The organism is Parasphingorhabdus sp. JC815 (genome assembly GCF_040717415.1).
Taxonomy (GTDB): domain Bacteria; phylum Pseudomonadota; class Alphaproteobacteria; order Sphingomonadales; family Sphingomonadaceae; genus Parasphingorhabdus.
In genome coordinates this window covers 108,256-128,400 of sequence record NZ_JBFEFM010000006.1, presented here as the reverse complement: position 1 = coordinate 128,400, position 20,145 = coordinate 108,256, and the positions used below count along the sequence as shown (strand labels likewise).

19 protein-coding genes and 1 tRNA gene are annotated in these 20,145 nt (G+C 49.4%); 6 read left to right on the top strand and 14 right to left on the bottom strand.

Annotated elements, in window-relative coordinates:
- Positions 1-5: 5 nt before the first annotated feature.
- Positions 6-1,241: a UDP-N-acetyl-D-mannosamine dehydrogenase gene (gene wecC / locus AB1K62_RS13395; RefSeq protein WP_367004249.1), complete on the bottom strand. Its 1,236-nt coding sequence runs from the start codon at positions 1,239-1,241 to the stop codon at positions 6-8.
- 35 nt (positions 1,242-1,276) lie between these two features.
- Entirely contained in the window at positions 1,277-2,398 is a 1,122-nt protein-coding gene (wecB, locus tag AB1K62_RS13390; RefSeq protein ID WP_367004247.1) for a UDP-N-acetylglucosamine 2-epimerase (non-hydrolyzing), read from the bottom strand.
- Between the two features lie 555 nt (positions 2,399-2,953).
- Here wecB and AB1K62_RS13385 point away from each other — a divergent pair.
- Positions 2,954-4,135, top strand: coding sequence for a DegT/DnrJ/EryC1/StrS aminotransferase family protein (locus AB1K62_RS13385; protein WP_367004245.1), 1,182 nt, complete (start codon positions 2,954-2,956; stop codon positions 4,133-4,135).
- A 7-nt stretch (positions 4,136-4,142) separates the two neighbouring features.
- Here AB1K62_RS13385 and AB1K62_RS13380 read toward each other — a convergent pair whose 3' ends face one another.
- From AB1K62_RS13380 to AB1K62_RS13355, 6 genes are all read right to left on the bottom strand, one after another.
- Positions 4,143-4,796, bottom strand: coding sequence for an acetyltransferase (locus tag AB1K62_RS13380; RefSeq protein WP_367004244.1), 654 nt, complete (start codon positions 4,794-4,796; stop codon positions 4,143-4,145).
- The gene (locus tag AB1K62_RS13375) at positions 4,793-5,386 is read right to left on the bottom strand and encodes a sugar transferase (protein WP_367004242.1); all 594 of its coding nucleotides are present in this window, start codon (positions 5,384-5,386) and stop codon (positions 4,793-4,795) included. The genes AB1K62_RS13380 and AB1K62_RS13375 overlap by 4 nt, the downstream gene beginning before the upstream one ends.
- Before the next feature lie 7 nt (positions 5,387-5,393).
- Complete coding sequence (locus tag AB1K62_RS13370) at positions 5,394-6,572, bottom strand: hypothetical protein (protein WP_367004240.1); 1,179 nt, start codon at positions 6,570-6,572, stop codon at positions 5,394-5,396.
- Positions 6,573-6,597: 25 nt separating this feature from the next.
- On the bottom strand, positions 6,598-8,790 hold the full coding sequence (locus AB1K62_RS13365; RefSeq protein ID WP_367004238.1) for a polysaccharide biosynthesis tyrosine autokinase: 2,193 nt from the start codon (positions 8,788-8,790) through the stop codon (positions 6,598-6,600).
- A 23-nt stretch (positions 8,791-8,813) separates the two neighbouring features.
- Complete coding sequence (locus AB1K62_RS13360; protein ID WP_367004236.1) at positions 8,814-9,524, bottom strand: polysaccharide biosynthesis/export family protein; 711 nt, start codon at positions 9,522-9,524, stop codon at positions 8,814-8,816.
- Between the two features lie 98 nt (positions 9,525-9,622).
- Positions 9,623-11,062 carry an O-antigen ligase family protein gene (locus tag AB1K62_RS13355; protein ID WP_367004234.1) on the bottom strand — a complete coding sequence of 480 codons (1,440 nt, stop codon included), beginning with the start codon at positions 11,060-11,062 and terminating at the stop codon, positions 9,623-9,625.
- A gap of 377 nt (positions 11,063-11,439) precedes the next feature.
- On the opposite strand from AB1K62_RS13355, the gene AB1K62_RS13350 reads away from it, so the two are divergent.
- Positions 11,440-11,910, top strand: a complete 471-nt coding sequence (locus AB1K62_RS13350) for an MgtC/SapB family protein (protein ID WP_367004233.1) — start codon at positions 11,440-11,442, stop codon at positions 11,908-11,910.
- A 124-nt stretch (positions 11,911-12,034) separates the two neighbouring features.
- On the opposite strand, the gene AB1K62_RS13345 is transcribed toward AB1K62_RS13350, so the two are convergent.
- Positions 12,035-12,403 (bottom strand): PRC-barrel domain-containing protein, encoded by a 369-nt coding sequence (locus AB1K62_RS13345; RefSeq protein WP_367004232.1) that lies wholly within the window; start codon positions 12,401-12,403, stop codon positions 12,035-12,037.
- Between the two features lie 157 nt (positions 12,404-12,560).
- Entirely contained in the window at positions 12,561-13,031 is a 471-nt protein-coding gene (locus AB1K62_RS13340; RefSeq protein WP_367004380.1) for a pyridoxamine 5'-phosphate oxidase family protein, read from the bottom strand.
- A gap of 254 nt (positions 13,032-13,285) precedes the next feature.
- On the opposite strand from AB1K62_RS13340, the gene AB1K62_RS13335 reads away from it, so the two are divergent.
- Together AB1K62_RS13335 and AB1K62_RS13330 are read left to right on the top strand one after the other, a co-directional pair.
- Positions 13,286-13,717: a hypothetical protein gene (locus AB1K62_RS13335; RefSeq protein WP_367004231.1), complete on the top strand. Its 432-nt coding sequence runs from the start codon at positions 13,286-13,288 to the stop codon at positions 13,715-13,717.
- A 27-nt stretch (positions 13,718-13,744) separates the two neighbouring features.
- Positions 13,745-14,059, top strand: a complete 315-nt coding sequence (locus AB1K62_RS13330) for an antibiotic biosynthesis monooxygenase (RefSeq protein ID WP_367004378.1) — start codon at positions 13,745-13,747, stop codon at positions 14,057-14,059.
- Positions 14,060-14,300: 241 nt separating this feature from the next.
- Here AB1K62_RS13330 and AB1K62_RS13325 read toward each other — a convergent pair whose 3' ends face one another.
- The 3 genes from AB1K62_RS13325 to AB1K62_RS13315 form a co-directional block, all read right to left on the bottom strand.
- Positions 14,301-14,825, bottom strand: coding sequence for a DUF1993 domain-containing protein (locus AB1K62_RS13325; protein ID WP_367004229.1), 525 nt, complete (start codon positions 14,823-14,825; stop codon positions 14,301-14,303).
- A 160-nt stretch (positions 14,826-14,985) separates the two neighbouring features.
- A complete protein-coding gene (locus AB1K62_RS13320; protein WP_367004228.1) occupies positions 14,986-15,921 on the bottom strand; it encodes an NmrA family NAD(P)-binding protein in 936 nt (311 codons plus the stop codon).
- A 44-nt stretch (positions 15,922-15,965) separates the two neighbouring features.
- Entirely contained in the window at positions 15,966-17,585 is a 1,620-nt protein-coding gene (locus AB1K62_RS13315) for an FAD-dependent oxidoreductase (RefSeq protein ID WP_367004227.1), read from the bottom strand.
- Positions 17,586-18,052: 467 nt separating this feature from the next.
- Between AB1K62_RS13315 and AB1K62_RS13310 the strand changes: the two genes are divergently transcribed.
- Together AB1K62_RS13310 and AB1K62_RS13305 are read left to right on the top strand one after the other, a co-directional pair.
- Positions 18,053-19,186 carry a zinc-dependent alcohol dehydrogenase family protein gene (locus tag AB1K62_RS13310; protein WP_367004225.1) on the top strand — a complete coding sequence of 378 codons (1,134 nt, stop codon included), beginning with the start codon at positions 18,053-18,055 and terminating at the stop codon, positions 19,184-19,186.
- 66 nt (positions 19,187-19,252) lie between these two features.
- The gene (locus tag AB1K62_RS13305) at positions 19,253-19,687 is read left to right on the top strand and encodes a thioesterase family protein (RefSeq protein WP_367004224.1); all 435 of its coding nucleotides are present in this window, start codon (positions 19,253-19,255) and stop codon (positions 19,685-19,687) included.
- Positions 19,688-19,875: 188 nt separating this feature from the next.
- Here the strand turns inward: AB1K62_RS13305 and AB1K62_RS13300 are convergent.
- Positions 19,876-19,967 (bottom strand) — tRNA-Ser (locus tag AB1K62_RS13300).
- Positions 19,968-20,145: the final 178 nt, after the last annotated feature.

Below are 20,145 nucleotides of genomic sequence, written 5' to 3'. Positions count from 1 at the left end.
CGTCGCTACTTTGTAAGCCCGCATGCATCAAAAACGATTTTGTTTTGCCATTGATGTGTCGGGATGTGCCGGAACTGGTCATGCGCAGTAAGGAATACGATAATGTCTGCTTTATCGAAAGCCTGATCAGTGCTCATCAATTCAACTCCCAACTCTTTTATCGAGTCCGGGAGCGCATCAACAAATGGTTCGCAGACAACAACTTTGCCAATAGCTTTATCGACAAGCAATTTGACTGCCTCAACCGCGGGACTTTCGCGCAAATCGTCAACATCTGGCTTATAGGCAAGCCCCATACAGGCAATAACGGGTTGATCCGTGCTTTTGGCCAGTTTTGTGACCTGCTCGACAACCCAGCCGGGCTTACTGTCATTAACTTCGCGTGCCGTGCGGATAATCCGTGCTTCTTCAGGAGCGCTATCTACAATGAACCAGGGATCTACGGCAATGCAATGACCGCCAACACCTGTACCGGGCTGCAGTATATTTACCCGGGGATGACGGTTGGTAAGTGAGATCAGTTTGTAAACATCGACGCCCAGCTTGGCAGAAATCATGGATAATTCATTGGCAAACGCAATGTTTACATCGCGGAATGAGTTTTCGGAAAGTTTACATAATTCAGCAGTGCGAGCGTTGGTAATGTGACACGCACCCTTGATCGCCTTATTATAAAACAGCACCGCCTGTTCGCTGCTTTGTGCGGTGATTCCGCCAATAACGCGGTCATTTTCGACCACTTCCTGAATCACTTTCCCCGGCAATATCCGTTCTGGACAATAAGCGAGGTAAATGTCGCCTTCCTCGCCATCGAGCTCGGGAACTGCAAGGTCCGGACGTTCCTCTTGAATCCATGCGGCCAGTTGTTCGGTTGCGCCAACCGGAGAGGTTGATTCCAGAATTACAAGATTGCCCTTTTCAATTAAAGGCGCAATCATTTCCGCAGCAGATTTAACAAATGCGAGATCCGGTGCATTGCCTTCTTTAAAGGGCGTCGGCACAGCAATGACGAACACATCACTCGGCTCCGCAATTGTGGTGGCGCGCAAGCTGCCATTGCCGACAACCTTGTGTAGCAATTCGTCGAGACCCGGTTCCACGATATGGGCGCGGCCACTGTTGATAATCTCGACGGACTTTGCATTGATATCAATACCGACCACTTTCATACCCGATGCAGCAAAAACGGCCGCACTTGGGAGACCGACATAGCCGAGGCCGAGAATTGAAATCTTATTCATAAATTGCCTTTGATAAACATTGAAATTGCGAGTGTTTATTGAACTTCTTGTGAAAGAATTTCGATTATCCGTTCTGCTGCTTTTCCGTCGCCATAAGGGTTGTGCGCCACCGACATCTGCTGATAAAGTTTTTCATCGTCGAGTAGATTTGTGACGTTTGCGACCAATTCGGCGGAGTCCGTCCCGACCAATTTGACGGTCCCGGCGTCAACAGCCTCCGGTCGTTCGGTGGTATCGCGGGTCACAAGCACTGGCTTGCCCAAACTTGGCGCTTCCTCCTGTAGTCCACCTGAGTCCGTTACAACAATATGAGAAGCGTTCAGCATCCATACAAAAGGAAGGTAGGGCAGCGGATCAATCAGAAACACATTGTTTACGCCCGCCAAAACCTTTTCCGCTGCCTGCTTAACTTTAGGATTCAAATGTAACGGATAGACGATCTGGACATCATCGCGCTGGCTGATCGTAGCCAATGCTTCGCACACCCGTTCAATTCCTCCATTATGGTTTTCCCGCCTATGCCCGGTGACAAGTATCAATTTTTTTGACGTGTCGAGAAATGGGAATTGTCCGGCAAGCTCTGCGTTAAGCTTGGAATCTTGATTCAGCCGATCTTTTACCAATAGCAGCGCATCAATAACGGTATTGCCGGTTATATGTATAGTGGATGCAGGTGTATTTTCCTTGAGCAAATTGTCACGCGACACAGCTGTTGGTGCAAAATGAAGGTTGGTGAGCCGGCCTGTGATTTGTCGATTGGCTTCCTCTGGCCATGGAGATAATAAATTATGGGTCCGCAGACCAGCTTCGACGTGGCCAACCCGTACACCTGCGTAAAACGCCGCCAGCGCAGCGGCGGTAGATGTTGTGGTATCACCATGGACCAGCACATAGTCCGGTTGAACATCCGCCAGAACGGTTACCATACCATTTAATACAGCCGTAGTGATATGAGTTAGCCCTTGCCCCGCTTTCATGATTTTCAGGTCGGCATCAGGCGTTATCCCAAATAGCGCATTTACCTGATCAAGCATTTCTGCATGTTGTCCCGTTACACAAACAAAACTTTCAAAGCGGCTATCGGCCTCCAGTGCTTTTACTACAGGTGCCATTTTTATGCCCTCTGGACGAGTACCGAATATACTCATGATTTTCATGAATGACCCTTTTTGTGCAGAAGAAATGTTGAAACAGCGCCAGGCACTTGTGGCTTAGATTTGGATAGAAACGAAAGCGGCTTATACCAACTATTTTTCGAAGAAAGCCTGCTTGTCGTTACCTTCAACTTACTTCTATTGAGAATTTGGCTACAATTTTGACGAGAGATGTGTCTGCAATAGGCAGAGAATGTGTCAACCAGTTTACGGTAAAGCGGGACATGGTAAAGGCCGGTGGCAGAGAGGCAATTAAAAGCGCTTTCCCAGCCGAACGAGCGCATCATCTGCTGTAAATCGCATGGATGCAGCGTTTCCGCGTGTTTCATCGGCCGATTGAGCGCCATCATTAATCCTGTACGATGCCCGCAGGCAATAGCAGTTGCATTAGATGCCGCCCGATAGCATATGGCTGCAACAAATCAACGCTTTAGAAGTACGGTTACTCTGCAGTGTATTGGGCATTAGAATGGAATGATTTTTTGTTTGTTTTATTCCCATATCATTTCAAGCCTGTCCATTATTAGCAGATAAGTAAATTAGGGTGCCAGTTCTATAATGGTTACAAAAATTACATCATGGCCTTGTTTCTCGTCGGAGGAAGTGCAGGCGGTATCGGCTACCATTACATCCAACAAGGTAAATTACTGGACCGGAGATATTGGACGTAAATTCGAACAGGAATACGCGAACTGGACCGGCGTGCATCATGCCATCGCTTTGGCCAACGGTACAGTAGCGTTGGATTTGGCACTGAAAGCGCTTTGTATCGGCCCCGGAGACGAAGTTATTGTAACGCCGCGCACGTTTATTGCGTCTGTATCATCTGTGGTAACAACCGGAGCGACACCCGTCTTTGCTGATGTTGAGCCAGATAGTGGGAATATAAGCCCACGTACGATCAATGCGGTAATTTCTGACCATACCAAGGCAATCATCCCGGTCCATCTTGGCGGTTGGCCATGTGATATGGCAGGCATTATGAAGCTTGCGAATCAGCATGACCTGTTCGTCATCGAAGATTGCGCGCAGGCGCATGGTGCAAAAGTTGGCGAAGCGATGGTGGGATCGCTGGGCCATGTCGGGGCCTGGTCGTTCTGTCAGGACAAAATCATGACCACCGGCGGTGAGGGCGGCATGGTCACTACTAACGATGAAGATTTATGGAACCGGATGTGGTCCTATAAAGATCACGGGAAAAGCTGGGATGCGGTCTATAATCGTGAACACCCGCCTGGGTTCCGCTGGGTGCATGAGAGTTTTGGAACAAATTGGCGCATGTTGGAGATGCAGGCCGCGATCGGACGTATTCAGCTTAAACGTATGAACGAATGGACTGCTTTACGCACCCGTAATGCTCGCGCTTTGCAAGCTGTTTTACAAGAATTTCCTGGTATTGTCCGTGTGCCTGATCCAGATCCCGGGTTCACCCATGCCTATTACCGGCAATATGGTTATATTAAACAGGACGGGCTAAAATCCGGATGGACGAGAGATCGGATCGTTGAGGACATAGCGGCACAAGGCTATCCGGCGTTTCAAGGCAGTTGTAGTGAAGTCTATCTGGAAAAAGCTTTTGACGGAACAGGCTGGCGACCTGAAAAGCGTCTGCCCATCGCCCGTGAACTTGGCGAGACTAGCATTATGCTTTTAACGCATCCTTCGATTACTGAGGAGCAGATTGAAGTATATTGTAACGCTGTTCGTCAAACGCTTGAGAAAGCTACGCGCCAGGGATAACGTAGCGTTATTTCACTAAAGGACGTGCCGGGTTGCCGATAACAGTTGCACCGGGAGCAACGTCTTTGGTGACGACAGCTCCCATACCTACAGTTGCTCCATTCCCGATGATAAGGGGCTTGTCGGGTGTACCTTGTTTTATTATGGCACCGGTTCCGATATATGCTTTGTCACCAATATGCACATTGCCATTGCATTTTACTCCTGGTGCAAAAGTTACAAAATCGCCAATCACACAATCATGCTCAACATAACTTCCAATGTTGCAATGAAAATGATTCCCGATTTTGATGTTGCTGGTAATAGTAGTGAAAGGAGAAAATATTGCTCCTTCTCCGATTATGACGTTGCTCATCGTTATATGCTGTGCGGCTTTTATTGTATGGAAACATAGATTATCTGCTGCACATTTAACCGATAGTTTTTCCCGTATCTTCCAATCTGCGATTGCAATCGTCACGCGTTTAATAGGGATTTTTAATTGTACGAAATCCTGATAAGAAAATACGGGCAGATTATTTACAACTTTTTTTGTGCATCCATCATCTATAAATACAATTTCTACGTCTGAATTATACTGAAACTGTTTTTGAAGAAGAGGGGCTACGCCTCTCCCACATCCAGATGCACCGTAGATGCCATAGATTGCATTCTGTGTCATGAAAGCCCGCCTGTAAACTTCGGCATGGTGGCTTCCCCATCGGCGCTTATACCTTCCTTTTTGAGAACTTTTATAATTGTCATAAAAAGGATTTTAAAATCTAGCATTAAGGACTGATTATCCACATACCAAATATCTGCCGCAAATTTTTCTTCCCAACTTATGGCGTTGCGGCCATTTACCTGTGCCCAGCCGGTAATTCCCGGACGGACATTATGACGGCGTGCTTGATCCTTGGTATAGAGTGGCAAATATTCCATAAGTAAGGGGCGAGGGCCAACGAGTGACATCTCTCCTTTGATAACATTCCATAGTCCGGGTAACTCATCAAGGCTGGTAGCACGAAGAAATTTCCCATAGCGTGTCAATCGTTCAGAATCAGCAAGCGGGCGGCCATCAGTGTCCACGGCATCTTTCATCGTCCGGAATTTCAGTAAATCGAACGGTTTTTCGTCAAGCCCGGGACGCTCCTGAATAAATAATACGGGTTTTCCTAGGAAGATACGGTTGAGCAACGCAATGAATAACATCACAGGTAACAATATCAGCAAGGTAACCGATGCTACTATAAAGTCGATGAAGCGTTTCATGATTTGGTCATGTTATTCGTAGGGACAAAGACTCTAAGCCAACATCAAAGCCGCTTCCACTTTCCGAAGCGCGGCCAATGATGTCCAGCCAATAAAAACTGCATCCGGATTGTTCATTGCTAATCTGCTGATTTGTTGATTTACCCGACAAACGGATGCGAATTCTTTGTGGAGCGTTATTTAATGCTTCTGCACATGATATATTCAGGAAGATATTTGCGCCATCAGGAATGCCGGATTGTGATTTTACCGAAATCGTTACCACTTCTGCAGGCAATTTAACAAGCTGTCTTGCAAATAGCCCGCCTGAATTGGCGATCGCACTGAGTTGGAGCTTACCCTTTGTAATTGCTGCGCCATATTCTCCGGTAGAAAATATTTGCCAATCAAGTGGCGGATATTGGGGGGCACTTTCAAAAGAGCCATTGTGGAGAAGCGAATCCGTTTTTTCCTGACCTTCCAATAGCTGGAATAAGTTTACTGCCTCTTCAAATTGCTTGATTCTGACCAACGCACTGATCAGAGGTGCATCCCGGTAATTTTCTTTTTCTTCATTCGCAGTATATAATAATTCCCGTAGGCGTGCGGCATTGCCGACCGCCTCCGGGGTTGCGACAACCGCACCCCAAAATCGGCGGGCCCATGGCGGATTTTTTTTCAGCAGGCTTGCGAAGGGTTCAACGAAATTCTCATCCGCGAGCGCGCCCGCCATCATCGGAATTACAGCCGATGCAGCAGAGGAACTGGTGCGTAACATTGTGTCATAGTAACCCAGGATCGCCGGAATATCTTCCCGCGCCCCGCTGTCGGCAATCATCCAGCCAGTGATAAGCCGTTCGCGGCGGGAAAGGGCGAAGGCTTCCTGCATCAGTTCACGTTTATTATCTTCGGCGCTACCAAGCGCCAGCACGGCGATCGCTTCGGGAGTAATCGGTTCTGATAGAAAGGCGTGCCGAGCGACGTCCTTCATGGCCGGATCAATAGTTTCAGGAAACTGGCCTTCACTTGCCGCAACCGCAGCTTTAAGGAAATTGGATGCCAGCGTCTGTGAAGCAAAACCGTTTACGGGTTGGATGGACACTGCAAGTTCGGGCACTTTATTCTTGGCAATCGCACCCATTGCGACAAGCCCGGAAAACAGGGCAATCGCTAGCCCGGTTATCCATATGATGCCGTTTTTCAACATAGCAACCTAGCTCCTTGGCGCATTATCAAGCCTGATCAGGGACTTTGTTCCCATAACTATACTGATAAGCATAGCCATATCCATAGCCCGAATGCTGCGGCTGGATTTTGGTTACGATTCCGCCAAATATATGGGCATGCGAACTCCGGACACGCTGGATCGCCGATTGAATACCGCGCAGTTTTACCCCGCCAGCCTCGATCGTATAAATCACACCTTCAACGGAATTGGCCAGCAACGGAATGTCTGCCAGTCCCAGTACCGGCGGCGCATCGATAATGACTGTATCATAGATTGCAGTCAGCTTGGTAACTAGCTCCTGCATACGGGCGCTGCTTAAAAGTTCGGCGGCATTGGGCGGAATTGGTCCCGCTGACATGGCATCAAAACCATATTCGCTTTCTTTATGGATTAACTGATCCAGATTGTCTTCGCCTGCGAGGAAATTACTGAGGCCGTTAGCGTTATTGGTGCCGAGCATTTGGTGCAGTGACGGATTACGCATGTCACCATCAATAAGCAATATGCGCTTTTTCGTGCTTGCTAGCACAGCCGCCAGTGCGAGCGCGGACGTACTCTTGCCTTCATTGGGGCGCGTACTCGTTAGCAGAAATGATCTTGGCACACCGTGATCTGTCAGAAAGGCGAGGCTTGTGCGGATCGAAAGATAGGCTTCCCACGCAACCGATTTCTTGTCGCCCAATGAGTGAATAATGTCTTCTTTGTCCAGATCCGGAATCGACCCAAGTGGCGCAATGCCGAGTTTTGGTTTCAGATCGGCCGGATCTTTGATGGTTTGATCTATCTGCTCCATCACGAATACATAGGCCGCAGCAAGGCCTAAGCCCCCCAATATAGCAAGGGCCACATTAAGTAGCAATTTCGGGCTGGAGGGGCGTTCTGCACGTTGGGCATGATCAACGACCGAAATATTATTGGTGCCTACGCCGGCAACGCCGATCTCTTTATAACGCTGCAAGAGGCCGTCATATAGCTGCCTGTTCGTATCCACTTCGCGCTGAAAAATATTATATTGGATTGAATCCCGGCGCTCGCCGCTGAACTGGTCTTTCAGGCGATTGACCTTCGCAAGCAATTGCCGTTCCTGATCCAGCGCTTCTTGATATCGCGCAGTTGTGCCAGTGCGTGAGCGGGCTTCTTCAGCTGCGATGCTCTTGTCGAGTGCGGCAACCTGTGTCGCCAAAGCTTTTGCTGCCGGATATTCTGGTTCAAACTGAACCATCAGCTTTGCATATTCAGCGTGAACTTTTGCCCGTTCCTCTCGAAGATTATTCAGGGTCGTGTTCAAGAGCGCATTTCTATCACCAGCGCGCATCCTTGCTTCGCTCTCTGCTGCAATGCGGTTTGCAGTTGCTTGAGCCAAAGCAGTATTTAACGCTTCCAAATTGGCAGCGGCTAATGTTTTGTGGGAAACGGTCTTGCCTTCTGGAGTTTGCTGCGATGACAGCGTGATAATCTCTTTATTATCAGCATAGGCAGAGAGATTGCGTTCCGAATCCTCAAGCTTTTGCTTCAATTCATAGAGTTGTTCTTCCAGAAATTTTCGCGCGTCAGCCGTGGAATTGAAACGCCGGTCCAGATTTGAAGCGATAAACTGTTCGACCCATGCGTTAGCGATCTGTGCCGACAAGGCTGAATCAGGGCTTTGGAAACTAACGTCAACGAGGCTGGAACCCCGGATCGGAGATATGCTGATATGGTCCTGAAGTAATTCTATCGCAGCTTTCAGCCTTGCATTACGCTGGGTAGCCGATTGCACACCGGTTTCTTCTGTCAGAAAGCCGCTATTATCCGGATCAACATCAAACGCTTCAAAAAACGAATCCTTCGCAGCCAGATTCTGGGCGCGGGCAACGCGTTCAGCAAGTGAGCGCGATTCCAGTAGCGAATATTGGGTCTGGTAAAATTCAAGATTCTGTCCGGCACTGTCCGTGCTGGTTACGCCTTCGACATTCGTAACCTTATCCTGTTCCCGGTTAATTTCCACTGTGGCTGTGGATGTATAATAGGGTGTCATCAGCAAAGTTGCGATAATACCGAGCGCAATGCAGACTGCTATAATAACTGCAATCGCTATTTTATGTCGAGTTACAGCCTGCCAATATTGCACCAATATAGGTGTTTCGTGCGACATGTCCGTATATGGATCGACATCAACATATACTGTTGATCCACTCTGTGCTGAATTATCGTTCATAATTGGAATACTTGTACCATCTATTACTGTCTAAACAATATGATCAGCGGAGTCGTGATCAGCGGAGATGCTTGTATGATGTCACGGAAGAAACGGCGCGCCTGTGAATCGCCAACGACGACAATGTCATTAGCGAAAACTTCCGGATCCGAATAAGCGCCGCGGCGTATAGCCTTTAAATTATATAATCCTGCCAGTTGCTTACCATTAACATTCCGGAAGATGACAACATCATTGAGCTTGGCAAACTCGGCGGTCCCACCAGCAGTTGCAACCGCCCGCATCAATGTCATCCGTCCAATAACCGGATATAGGCCGGGTTGAACTACCTGGCCATCAACTGTAATAACCTGGCTAACGGTCTCTTCTAGATTGACTGTAACTTGAGGGTTTCGAACATATCGACCTTGCAAACGCTTTTCGAGTTCATTGCCAAGCTCGTCTGGAGTCAGGCCAGACGCCTCAACTACACCTATCAGGGGGAAGGATAGGCGCCCGCTGGCATCAATCTGCACTTCCTTGGTGAGGTCCTCAATTCCGAAAACATCAATTTTAAGCTTGTCAAAAGGACCGATCAAGTATGGCCGATTTGAACTCAACTGGTCAACTCGTGTCGGCTCGGGGAGGCCTTCACTGGAAACTACAGTCACATTCGGGCTGCCTCCAAGGATCGTTGGTCCGCCGCAGCCAGCCACAAAAAGTGTCAGTAAAAATAAGGATAGACATCTGGTCATTATCATAGATTTCCGTAATTTGCGATTTGCGTTAGACGAAACCAAATAGAACGTAAACTGCTCATAGATAGTTCGAGTGTCATGAGGAATTGTTAGAGCTATGTTTCGGTTCTCCGAACGGCGCGTACCCCGTCTGTGAATATACATGCCGACACCGCAAACACAGCGATTAGTGATGGGATACGGAGAGGATAATCACCGATGCTAGCAGCCAGAAACAGCAGTATGACTATTGCGGCCATCGCCGGAGCATATTTCGAGTAACGAGAGTGTTTCCAGTTTTTAAGTAGTGTGAGACACTGCCGCAAAGCCCAAATCACGACCACCGCGGCAATTATTATCACCGGAAGGCCGCCTTCGATCGGAAGCTGGAACCAGTCGTTATGCGCCTGATTCAGATAGCTGGGGTTCAGAAAGTCATGGGGTTCGTATATTCGGTACACATGTTCAAAAGTACCAAAGCCGCTTCCCCACGGGAAATAATCGCCTAACATCCGGCTGAATATGGGAACAAGCTGTAAGCGCAGTTCTGTTGCACCACTGCCACCCAGAAGGCGGTCATAGGCTAGAGATCGTGAAAAATAGATCGACAAGGCTGCCATGATCATAATCATGGAACTGCTGGCTATCAATATGATTTGCCGCAAAGCGAACCGTTTTTTCTTCGAGCGCCTACTGTTAGCGGCAGGCTGGCTTTCCAGTGTGTATCGACCGTAATAAATCAATATTATTGCCGCGATCAGCGCCGGTATCATAAGCAGAAGACCAGCGCGCGAGCCTGTAACGAATATCAATGGCACGAACACAAAAATTGCCGCGATACTACTATAAAATTTCAAGGCTGCCAGCTTTGTGGCAACCGAGTGGGATGCGCCGTACCAGCCGAGCATCACAATGGAAGCAGCCAGAAATACAGCCTGATGATTGCGGTTAGCGAATAATCCAACCGCAGCGCCATTGTTGGTAATATTATACAAATAGAACGGCCCGCGCGCTGATCCGGTAAGTTGCAAGATGGCCCATAGCGCACTGGCCCCGGCGAGTGCGATAATGATGGCAACAGCCTGTTTCCGGCGGTTTTTGTCCAGATTAAGATAAAGCATCATCGCCGAGACCGGAACAACCAGCGAAAACAGGCTGTTCAATGTGCGTGATGGCGATAGAGTCAAAGGTCGCCATGGTTGTTCCATACCAGCCAGATCGGCAATATTTGCAAATATCTGTCGCCCCGGAAGGTTTGTCCAGATGGATGGTGGAAGGGGGATGAGTTGCAATAGCATCAACCCTGCCAGCGCTAACGCAACGTACAGCGGGAATGTCCGGCCTTTCCATGCTTCCCTGTCCTTACAGGTCAGAGCATAAACGCCAAAAACAATCGCGAGGGGACGCAAGATGACCAGCGATTGTACATCATCACGGGAGCTGCCGCCGAGTAAAAAAACGATGATCATGAACGCTGCAAAAACATATAGCTGCGCACTATTTCCAGTAAGCCGCTTTTGCAGCTTCTTGAACTTTTTTGTCAAACTTCTGGACATTGAGAGATTTCCATCAACAAAAAAGTTCTCCACCAAAAGAAAGTCCTCCGCCAAAAGGACGCCTATATATTTGTTGCCACCAATAGCCGCTCTATAGCGGTCTGCGCTTTTCTCGGTAACGGCCATAATTACGATTGGCAACGGAGATTTACCCTACTTCGGCAGCTTTCCATGCGTCGTCATAATATTCGTAGTAGATTTTCGAAAGACCCGTATTGCTCATTGCCGCCGAAGCGGTGTCACTTATGGGGCAGACGCATCACTGGCTACTTCGCCTCCGTCTGAATATTCTTCTAATTGCCCCTTATTTGCATATCAGAAAGAAATAGTTGCGCGAAAGTGGTGCAATCTAGCATTTATTTTACTATTGGTTCTTCATGGAAGATTTTTTCAAAGGGCCAGAGGCTATCAGTCTTGCCGAGGCTTTATGGCGCATGGGGGCAGCTACAATATTGCCCTTTCTTATTGGCTTGGAAAGATTCTTGCGGAAGAAGCCGATCGATTTTCGGCCTTTTGTCATTATTTCTGTTGCCGCATGCGGAATAGCAATTGGTTCGATGGAACTGGTGGAAGCTAGCGCAGAGCCACAGGCGCAGGTGGACCCTAGCCGGGTGTTTGCCGGTGTTATCACCGGAATTGGTTTCCTGGGTGCCGGGGCCATGTTCCGTGATGGAAGTTTTGTACAGGGTGCCGGATCGGCGGCTTCGATCTGGGCTGCTGGTGCTATAGGGCTGATATGCGGCTTTGGAGAATTGTGGCTGGCGGCAATCGTCACGATAATTATTTTGACGCTGTTGATCGTCAGCGGGCCTTTTACATCGAAATGGGACGGGGGAGAGAGTGATTAGCTGGGTCTTGCTGCTCTTTATATAAGAGAAAAAAACGCGCAGCCCATTCAAGTTTTAAGAAGCGACAACGCAAAAAAAGCCGGACAAGTGACGCTTGCCCGGCTATTATTAAATCATGCGATAATCACCAAAAAGGTGCCACAGCCCAATAATCATAGACTCTCGACTGATACTCGCGGTCATAAGCGCGATCTGCATCTTCGGCCTTGAATCGCGGCGCTTCTTTCAGTTGCTCTTCTGTTACATCCAGACGGTAGCCGCCAAGCTCGGTATCATAATCCAGCTTCGCCCAGGGAATGCTGTGATGCTCACCACCTATTCCCAGAAAGCTGCCAGCCGAGATTATTGCATCGGTAACCTGACCACCGCGTTTTTGAATAAGCAGTTTTTCAACGGAACCGATTTTGTCGTTGTCTGCGCCATAGACAGTGGTTCCTTCAACACGGTCGCTACCAATAAGGTCACTGTTTTTTTCTTTTTCTTGTAACATCATTTCAGGGTCCTTTCTCTTTAATTTTATCGGTTACCAAGCAGGCCAAATGGGGGAGCCGTTTTGCTTGGACCTATGTAATCAATCATTGAAGCTCTGATTGGTTCCGAAATAATCACTCCAGATTATCACTCCCGCATAGCGAGCAGTTTCAGTCCTGTTATAATTTCACTCTGCTATGACCACCGCTGTCACTTTCTTTCATTTTTATGCCGGTCATCATCTTGAATGCACCTTTCATGCTCATATCGGCGGTCCATATTTCCGCTTCTTTCAAATCAAAACGAAGCATCAGCATATCCGGGTCTTCGCGTCCGCGATCAAACCATGCTGCAACTGCATTGCTCCAATATTTATCAATTATCGTTTCATCTTTTTCTTCAAACAGCACACCGGAAATGCAGGCAAATATGTCATGCCCCTTGCTTACAAACTGCGCCATTGCCGCACCGCCTGGTGCTAAACGGTTCGTGCGGCTGGTATAAAACCAGAATTCGCTATCGGCATCCTTGTCAAGATGAGCGCGCATGGGGACGCTATGTTCGTTCGATGTATGCAAATTTACCATCAGGTTCGGGCTATCGGACATGGCTTTCCAGAATTCTTCACGTATTTCACTACGGTCGCTCATCATTATCTCCTTTTTGACATGTGAAATATCAACGCACAGCGCAGCCAAAGTTTCCGTTATTTTTGAAAATTGCTGAAATTGCAGGTACGGAACATGTTCTATTCCAGTCTTTCTGGTGACAGGCCGGGGACTAATGCCCGTCTTTTAATCTGCCCGCTTGGCTTATGCGTGCTGGGTTTATCAGGGCCGCGAAACGGAACTATTCAAGTCGGTAAACGTAGATGGGATACTGCCATGCAACAGGAAGGCCTAGCGTGATGTTTTCAGACCATATTTCATCTTTGAAAGCCCTCATCATGCGGATCGAGCAAAGCATTGGCGCCTATATATGGGCGTCGGAAAATTCTGCTAATCCTGCAACCACTGCCCGGTTTCTAAATTGTGTAAACCAGCGTGAGCATGCTCTGAAACGGCTGAAAGATGCAGTTGCCCGAATAGAAGATAACTCTGGTTACGAGGTTGGAGCAGATAAAGGCGAGGTGAATCATTTTATAGATTTTCGTGCTGCATTCATCAAAAGCGACCAAGAGACCATTGAAGCGGAAATCCGTCGCGAAGATGAAGCCTTGGTCAATGCATTCCACTCTTTAATGGATTCCGATGTAGACGAATCTGTCATGGCCGCACTTCACCAAAGCCTTGAGATAATTAAGCAAAGTTCAATCCGCTTATCTGCCGATGTTTAGGCAGAGATTATTGAAACGGAGACAATGATGTTTGTTGCAGCCTATTGGTGGAAAGTACATCCGGGGAAAGAAGAGCAATTCCGGGCGGCTTGGCGGCGCGGTACCGAACTGATCCAGGAAAAATACGGCAGTCTGGGATCACGCCTGCACCGCGACAAAGACGGGCGTTTCATCGGTGTCGCCGAGTGGCCTGATAAAGAAACGTGGCAAAAGGCATTTGACGCTAAAATGGTCTATGACGAACCACGCACACGCGAAGCCTTTTCTGACGCAGTTTCAGATACCGCGCATGAGCCGCTGCTTTTGATGGAAGTCACGGATGATCTGCTGGTTCGTGATTAACTTTGATTATAGATTTGGATTATAAACTCGGGCCAGCTGAAATGGAGACCTGTCGACGCCGCGGTTTGAGTGGCCGTGAAAGCCTGTTGTTGATACGCATCAACGAGATAGCGACGAGCACTATCTTATCAACCGAGTGTAGCATCACGGGTGGGATTCTTTAAGCATGAAGCTGGGCCTTAGCATAATAAAGAGTTCGATGAGCTATGCTGCCAATCAGAGTTGCTCGGCCGGATAGAACTTACAGCTTCGTACGCATTTCACCAAGAAAGACCATTTTCCCGAGCTTGACACCACGCACACGCAGCAGGTCATATGCGGTGACGGCGTGGAAATAGAAATTGGGCAGCGCGAAGGAAAGCAGGAAGTTTTCAGCAGTGAAATCTATCCGTTTTTCGCCGAGTGTGAACTTCATGTCACGGCCGAGAAAGTCGTTTACTTCGTCTGATGACAGCGCATCAATCCCCGCCAGAGCTGTTGCTATGCGTGCTTTCAATGAAGAAAAATCTTCGGGCTTAGAAGGCATGGTTGGTGTAAAGTTGCCAAGCCGGATACCTTCAATGGCGCCCAGCGAATTCTCGGTCACTGCTTTCACCTGATAGGTAAAATGCAGCATATCTTCGGCTAGCCTTGCTCCGGTCAGCTCTTTTTCCTCTATTCCATGTTCGTTGCAAAAAGCCTCGCCCTTGTCCAACAGCACGGCCATCGAACCAAGGGTCTGTTGATAGGCCGGAATGATCACATCATAAAGGGACAGCGTCATCATAATACTCCAATTTTGGCAAATTCTTCGGTAAAGATATTTCAGGGCTTATATTATTGGCATGGCAGTCCTTTATGTCCGTGTTTCTCCGGGTCTGCTTCTGACTGCTGCTGCAGATGCTTGAAGGGGCAGGTCATAAGCCGGTAATCTGTTAATGGGCTTGCTATTTCGCGCCCGCCATCCTTATGGCCAGAGCAGGATCAGTCGGGTCGGTCCAGTCTTGTCGTGCGGCCCATTGCGCCAGCGGGGTGGGTCTGGTCTTAAAATATTTTGCCATTTCTTCGGTATCGGCAATCAGCGGCGACACGGGCTGCTCATTATAAAAACTGTAAAAGCTCGCCATACCGCTGTAAATCGATTCGGGCTGGACAGTGGCTGATCCGGTGACGAGAAGGCTCATGGCGGATGCAAAATCATCAGGCGACAGGCTTTTGAATGTGACGGGTTTGCCAATCACCTCACTGAGTATCGCTGCGACCTCATCACCGACCAGTGCCTGTGGACCGCCAATGGCATAACGCCCGCTGGGTAGATCGTCATTCTGGAGCGCTTCAACCATGAAAGTTGCGACATCGTCGAGGCAAATCCATGATATTTTCAGGTCCGGTTTGGCTGGATAAGCAAATATCGAACTGTTGACGATGGACGGTTTGTTCCAACTGCGGATCATATTGTCCATGAAGACCTTGGTTTCAAAAATCGCATAGCTGACACCGCTGTCAATAATAGCCTGTTCAATCGCTCTTCGTCCGTCGTGGGCCGGATTACCAATATCTTCATCGGCAACATAGCAGCTCGTATTGAACACAATTTTCCGGACACTGCTGGCTTTGGCGGCTGCTGCGATATTAGCGCCCAATTGGGCCGCTTTCTCGAGATCGAAAACAAACGGGAGATGCATTGCGATGGCATCCATGCCCTGCGCCGCTGCTATCAATGATTGCTCGTCATACAGATCGGCTGAAATCGTCTCGACATCGGCAAAAGGCGTATTGGCCAGCGCCGACGGATTACGCAGAGCTGCAACTGGATGCATATCGGCATCCAATAATCTTTGTAGCAAAGGATGGCCTTGGTCGCCGGTCGCGCCGATGGTCAATATTTTGATGGTTCTATCCTCTTCTTTTGTTACGCTGATTAAAGTCAGCTATTTTTCCGGCGCGCCGCCGAGCGCCCCGCTATATATCCAAAGGTCAGGGCAGGTCCCAAGGTTCCCCCCGCGCCTGCATATACGCCACCGGTCGGACAGCTGATAACATTCCCGGCAGCGAACAGACCGGGGATCGGTTTACCGTCAAGGTCCAGAACCTGCGCCGAACCATCGGTTTTAGCCCCGCCATTGGTGCCGAGCGTGCCCATTTTAATCTCTACTGCATAAAAAGGCCCGGTAGAAATCGGACCCAGTGTAGCCGCGGCCCCGTCCCGAGAGCGATCACCATAAAAACGGTCATAAGCACTTTCCCCGCGGGAAAAATCAGGATCATTGCCCTTGATCGCATGGCTGTTAAAGCGTTTGACGGTCTCTGCTAGGCTGGTTCCATCAATATCTATCGCAGTACCAAGATTTTCCAGTGTATCGGCGCTGGTAATCCATTCTGGAACATCATCGCCCGGCATGACCGAGGCAAGCGGATAACGAGAGAGATATTGCTGATCAAAGATCAGATAGGCGGGCAAATTGGGATAGGAATATGTCGCCGGATCAAGCTGGTGAAAAGCGCCTGCTAGGGCAGAATAATTATTTGCTTCATTGCAAAAGCGCTTACCCGAACGGTTGACCATTATCGTATGGGGCAACGTCCGTTCGATCAGCACCGGCATCGAGCGTTGTTCGCCGCCCTCCCATTTGACATCCGGCACAGAAATGGTCGGCACCCACCAGGCGCTGGTCATATTGCCAAGGCTTGCACCTGCTGCCATCGCCATTTTCAGGCCATCACCCTTATTGCCCGGCGGCGAAGCGGGAGCCGTTAGCGGGCCGCGCAGGAAGGCTTGTTTCAATTCTTCGTTCCACTCAAAACCACCAGTAGCGAGAATTACGCCTTGCGCGGCTTCTATCGTCACATCCTCGCCATCACGGCGTACAGTCGCCCCTGTCACCCGGCCATTATCGAGGATCAAGCGATAACCGCCAACATCCAGCAAAGGCTTAATTTCCCGGTCGAGGCAGGCTTTGAGCAAGCGGCCTATTAACGCCTGACCCCAGCCGCGCAGATCGCCGGCTTCGCGGTTGGCCATTTCCGCTGGATCAACCTGCCCGCTACCACCGCCCAGCGGCGTTTCGCGCAGCATCATCCGCGGTGCCGGACCATGGTTGAAAATTTTCTCGGTCCAATCTCCCAATGTGGAAAAATCAAAAAGATCATTGTCGAGGGCGCGGCCACCGTCCGGTTTTGCTCCCGGTCGGTCGAGATAATAATCGGGATACCCCTCTAGCATAGTGAACCGCGCCGCATCCATTTGTTCAAGAAAAGCGAGAGCGTGCGGTCCTTCTTCGATAAAGGCGGATAATGAGACATCATCTATGTCTCCCTGATCCAGCGAACGGAAATAGGCGAGGGCATCCTCACGGCTATCTTCTATACCGTGGATCTGCATCTGCCGGTTGTCAGCTATCCAGACAATGCCGCCAGAAATCGCGGCTGTGCCGCCCAGCTTGGGCTGTTTTTCGATTATTGTTACGGTGGAGCCGCCTTCATGCGCGGCGAGCGCTGCGCTAAGACCCGCTGCGCCGGCACCGATAATCAGAACATCCGTTTTCATCACGATGAATTTCCCCTAATGTCAGGGAGTGTAAAGTGGTTCGGATGATCCAAACTACTGTTACTTTTGGGTGGGCAAACTAATCATCTCATGCTTGCTTTCAGTATTTATCAAACAGATTATAGCCTTGGAGCAAGCTAACCTATCGCATGAATTTTGCGACATAGGTGCTGACGGGAAACAAACTTGAACTTGGTTTTTGCGGGATACTGTGCGTCCGCTCCGTTTTCTGCTGCGCTCAAAAGCGTTATGCTGAGCTGCGGACCAAGCGGATTACCGATTATCACGGCATGGCTCGAGCATCCTGGTGCATTGCAGCGACCAGCGGACGTGAAACTGTTAGATTTCCGTGCAGCACAACTGAAAAAATACTGAAAAATGCGAATTGCGCGATCAACATACATGCGGCAATGTTATGCTTTGAAAGTCTGTAATATCCTCCGCCAATTGGAGAGAAAGTGCTACCCATGAAAATTAGAGCGGCTGTCCTGTCTGAAATGGGTGCACAGGCCCCTTATGAAAAGTCGCAGCCATTACAGATAAAAACGGTTGAACTGGCTCCGCCCGGCAACGATGAGGTTATGGTGAAAATTGCTGCCGCTGGATTGTGCCATTCAGACCTCTCAGTAATCAATGGCGACCGCCCGCGTCCTATGCCAATGGCTTTGGGCCATGAAGCAGCGGGCATTGTTGCCGCACTTGGCGAGGGCATAAACGATCTGGCTATTGGCGACCATGTGGTGATGACATTCATGCCAAGCTGCGGCCACTGCCTGCCTTGTGCAGAAGGACGGCCAGCACTGTGTGAACCGGGAGCCGCGGCCAATGGCGCAGGCGAATTGCTCTCTGGTGGGCGGCGGCTTACCCAGGACGGTGACATGATAAACCATCATCTCGGTTGCTCGGCCTTTGCCGACTATGCGGTGGTTTCGCGTCGCTCTCTAGTAAAGGTAGACAAGAATCTTTCGCTTGAAGAGGCTGCATTATTTGGATGTGCGGTGCTGACCGGTGTTGGCGCGGCAATTAACACTGCTGCCATTCGCATGGGACAAAGTGCGGTGATTATCGGTCTTGGTGGGGTTGGGCTGGCAACCGTCATTGGCTGCTTGTCGGCGGGCGTATCCAAGCTGATTGCTGTCGATCTTTCACCTGAAAAACAGGAACTGGCAAAGTCCATCGGCGCGACTCATGTGGTCAATGCTTCCGATGCCGATGCGGTAGAACAAGTGCGCGAGATTACTAGCGGGGGCGCGGATGTTGCTTTTGAGATGGCGGGATCAATTCTTGCGCTGGAAAACGCCGTGGCAATGACGCGGCGCGGGGGCATGACCGTTACTGCCGGCTTGCCGCCACCAGATCAGAATTTGCTGGTGAATGTGGTCAGTCTTGTCGCCGAAGAACGCACAATCAAGGGCAGTTATATCGGAAGCTGCGTTCCTGTCCGCGATATACCGCGTTATGTTGAAATGTATAAAGCAGGAAAACTGCCCGTAGACCGTTTGCTCAGCGGCTATCTTGAACTGGACGAGATTAATGCTGGCTTTGACCGTCTTCAAGCCGGAACGGCCGTGCGCCAGATCATCACATTCGATCACAATTGAGTCCAGAAGGGCGAGCAATGCAGCTTTCATGGTTATTGATGATAGCAGCGAGGAGCACATTATATCATGACCAAAAAAACTGACCTCCCTGCACGAAGCGCCTTTAAACGCTTTGTTACAATCACAACGCGCTGGATGGACAACGACGCTTATCGCCATGTCAATAATGTCGTTTACTATTCGCTGTTCGACACAGCGGTAAACCAGATGCTCCTCGAAGAGAGTCTGCTGGATATCGAGCATGGCGATACCATCGGTCTGGTCGTAAGTTCCCAGTGCAACTATTACGCTCCGGTCGCTTTTCCCGACGTCGTGCATGTAGGCGTGCGGGTCGGGAAACTTGGCCGCACCAGCGTCACCTATGAAATTGCCATTTTCCGCAATGACGACAGCGCTCTGTCTGCGTTTGGTAACTTCACCCATGTCTATGTCGATAGACAAACCAACCGTCCGCAGCCGCTTAAGCCGGAACTGAAAGAATTTTTAAGTTCGCTGGAATGAACGAAGCAGAGCGATAGGATGTGCCCGCATGCTACATATCGCGAGGCACTCATCCCTAGCAAGTTAAGGATATTCAAGCCACCGCTCTCTAATCAATGCTGATGCCCGTGAGGCAACCCTGAAATAGATACACTGAAAAACTCTGGGCTTTATTACGGTACTGGGTATCAACCGTCTGGATAAGAAAATGGCGGACACGGAGGGATTCGAACCCTCGAAGGACCGTGAGGCCCTTGCCTCCTTAGCAGGGAGGTGGTTTCAGCCGCTCACCCACGTGTCCGCATGACTGGCTTGGCCAAGACCAAGCGCTATAACGGGGCATTGCACTGGCTGCAATGGGTAAAGTGCCTGATATTGTGCGTGTATATTCCAAGCCGGTAAAAAATGTGGCTACGCGACGCTTATTCGCGCTTATCAGGAGCATGCAGATCATGCTTTGCGGGCCAAAAATGTAAAAT

What these genes read in the sequence shown, in the direction of transcription:
- wecC (WP_367004249.1), bottom strand. Translation starts at nt 1,241, where the DNA reads ATGAATAAGATTTCAATTCTCGGCCTCGGCTATGTCGGTCTCCCAAGT.
- wecB (WP_367004247.1), bottom strand. Translation starts at nt 2,398, where the DNA reads ATGAAAATCATGAGTATATTCGGTACTCGTCCAGAGGGCATAAAAATG.
- AB1K62_RS13385 (WP_367004245.1), top strand. Translation starts at nt 2,954, where the DNA reads ATGGTTACAAAAATTACATCATGGCCTTGTTTCTCGTCGGAGGAAGTG.
- AB1K62_RS13380 (WP_367004244.1), bottom strand. Translation starts at nt 4,796, where the DNA reads ATGACACAGAATGCAATCTATGGCATCTACGGTGCATCTGGATGTGGG.
- AB1K62_RS13375 (WP_367004242.1), bottom strand. Translation starts at nt 5,386, where the DNA reads ATGAAACGCTTCATCGACTTTATAGTAGCATCGGTTACCTTGCTGATA.
- AB1K62_RS13370 (WP_367004240.1), bottom strand. Translation starts at nt 6,572, where the DNA reads ATGTTGAAAAACGGCATCATATGGATAACCGGGCTAGCGATTGCCCTG.
- AB1K62_RS13365 (WP_367004238.1), bottom strand. Translation starts at nt 8,790, where the DNA reads ATGAACGATAATTCAGCACAGAGTGGATCAACAGTATATGTTGATGTC.
- AB1K62_RS13360 (WP_367004236.1), bottom strand. Translation starts at nt 9,524, where the DNA reads ATGACCAGATGTCTATCCTTATTTTTACTGACACTTTTTGTGGCTGGC.
- AB1K62_RS13355 (WP_367004234.1), bottom strand. Translation starts at nt 11,062, where the DNA reads ATGTCCAGAAGTTTGACAAAAAAGTTCAAGAAGCTGCAAAAGCGGCTT.
- AB1K62_RS13350 (WP_367004233.1), top strand. Translation starts at nt 11,440, where the DNA reads ATGGAAGATTTTTTCAAAGGGCCAGAGGCTATCAGTCTTGCCGAGGCT.
- AB1K62_RS13345 (WP_367004232.1), bottom strand. Translation starts at nt 12,403, where the DNA reads ATGATGTTACAAGAAAAAGAAAAAAACAGTGACCTTATTGGTAGCGAC.
- AB1K62_RS13340 (WP_367004380.1), bottom strand. Translation starts at nt 13,031, where the DNA reads ATGAGCGACCGTAGTGAAATACGTGAAGAATTCTGGAAAGCCATGTCC.
- AB1K62_RS13330 (WP_367004378.1), top strand. Translation starts at nt 13,745, where the DNA reads ATGTTTGTTGCAGCCTATTGGTGGAAAGTACATCCGGGGAAAGAAGAG.
- AB1K62_RS13325 (WP_367004229.1), bottom strand. Translation starts at nt 14,825, where the DNA reads ATGATGACGCTGTCCCTTTATGATGTGATCATTCCGGCCTATCAACAG.
- AB1K62_RS13315 (WP_367004227.1), bottom strand. Translation starts at nt 17,585, where the DNA reads ATGAAAACGGATGTTCTGATTATCGGTGCCGGCGCAGCGGGTCTTAGC.
- AB1K62_RS13310 (WP_367004225.1), top strand. Translation starts at nt 18,053, where the DNA reads ATGAAAATTAGAGCGGCTGTCCTGTCTGAAATGGGTGCACAGGCCCCT.
- AB1K62_RS13305 (WP_367004224.1), top strand. Translation starts at nt 19,253, where the DNA reads ATGACCAAAAAAACTGACCTCCCTGCACGAAGCGCCTTTAAACGCTTT.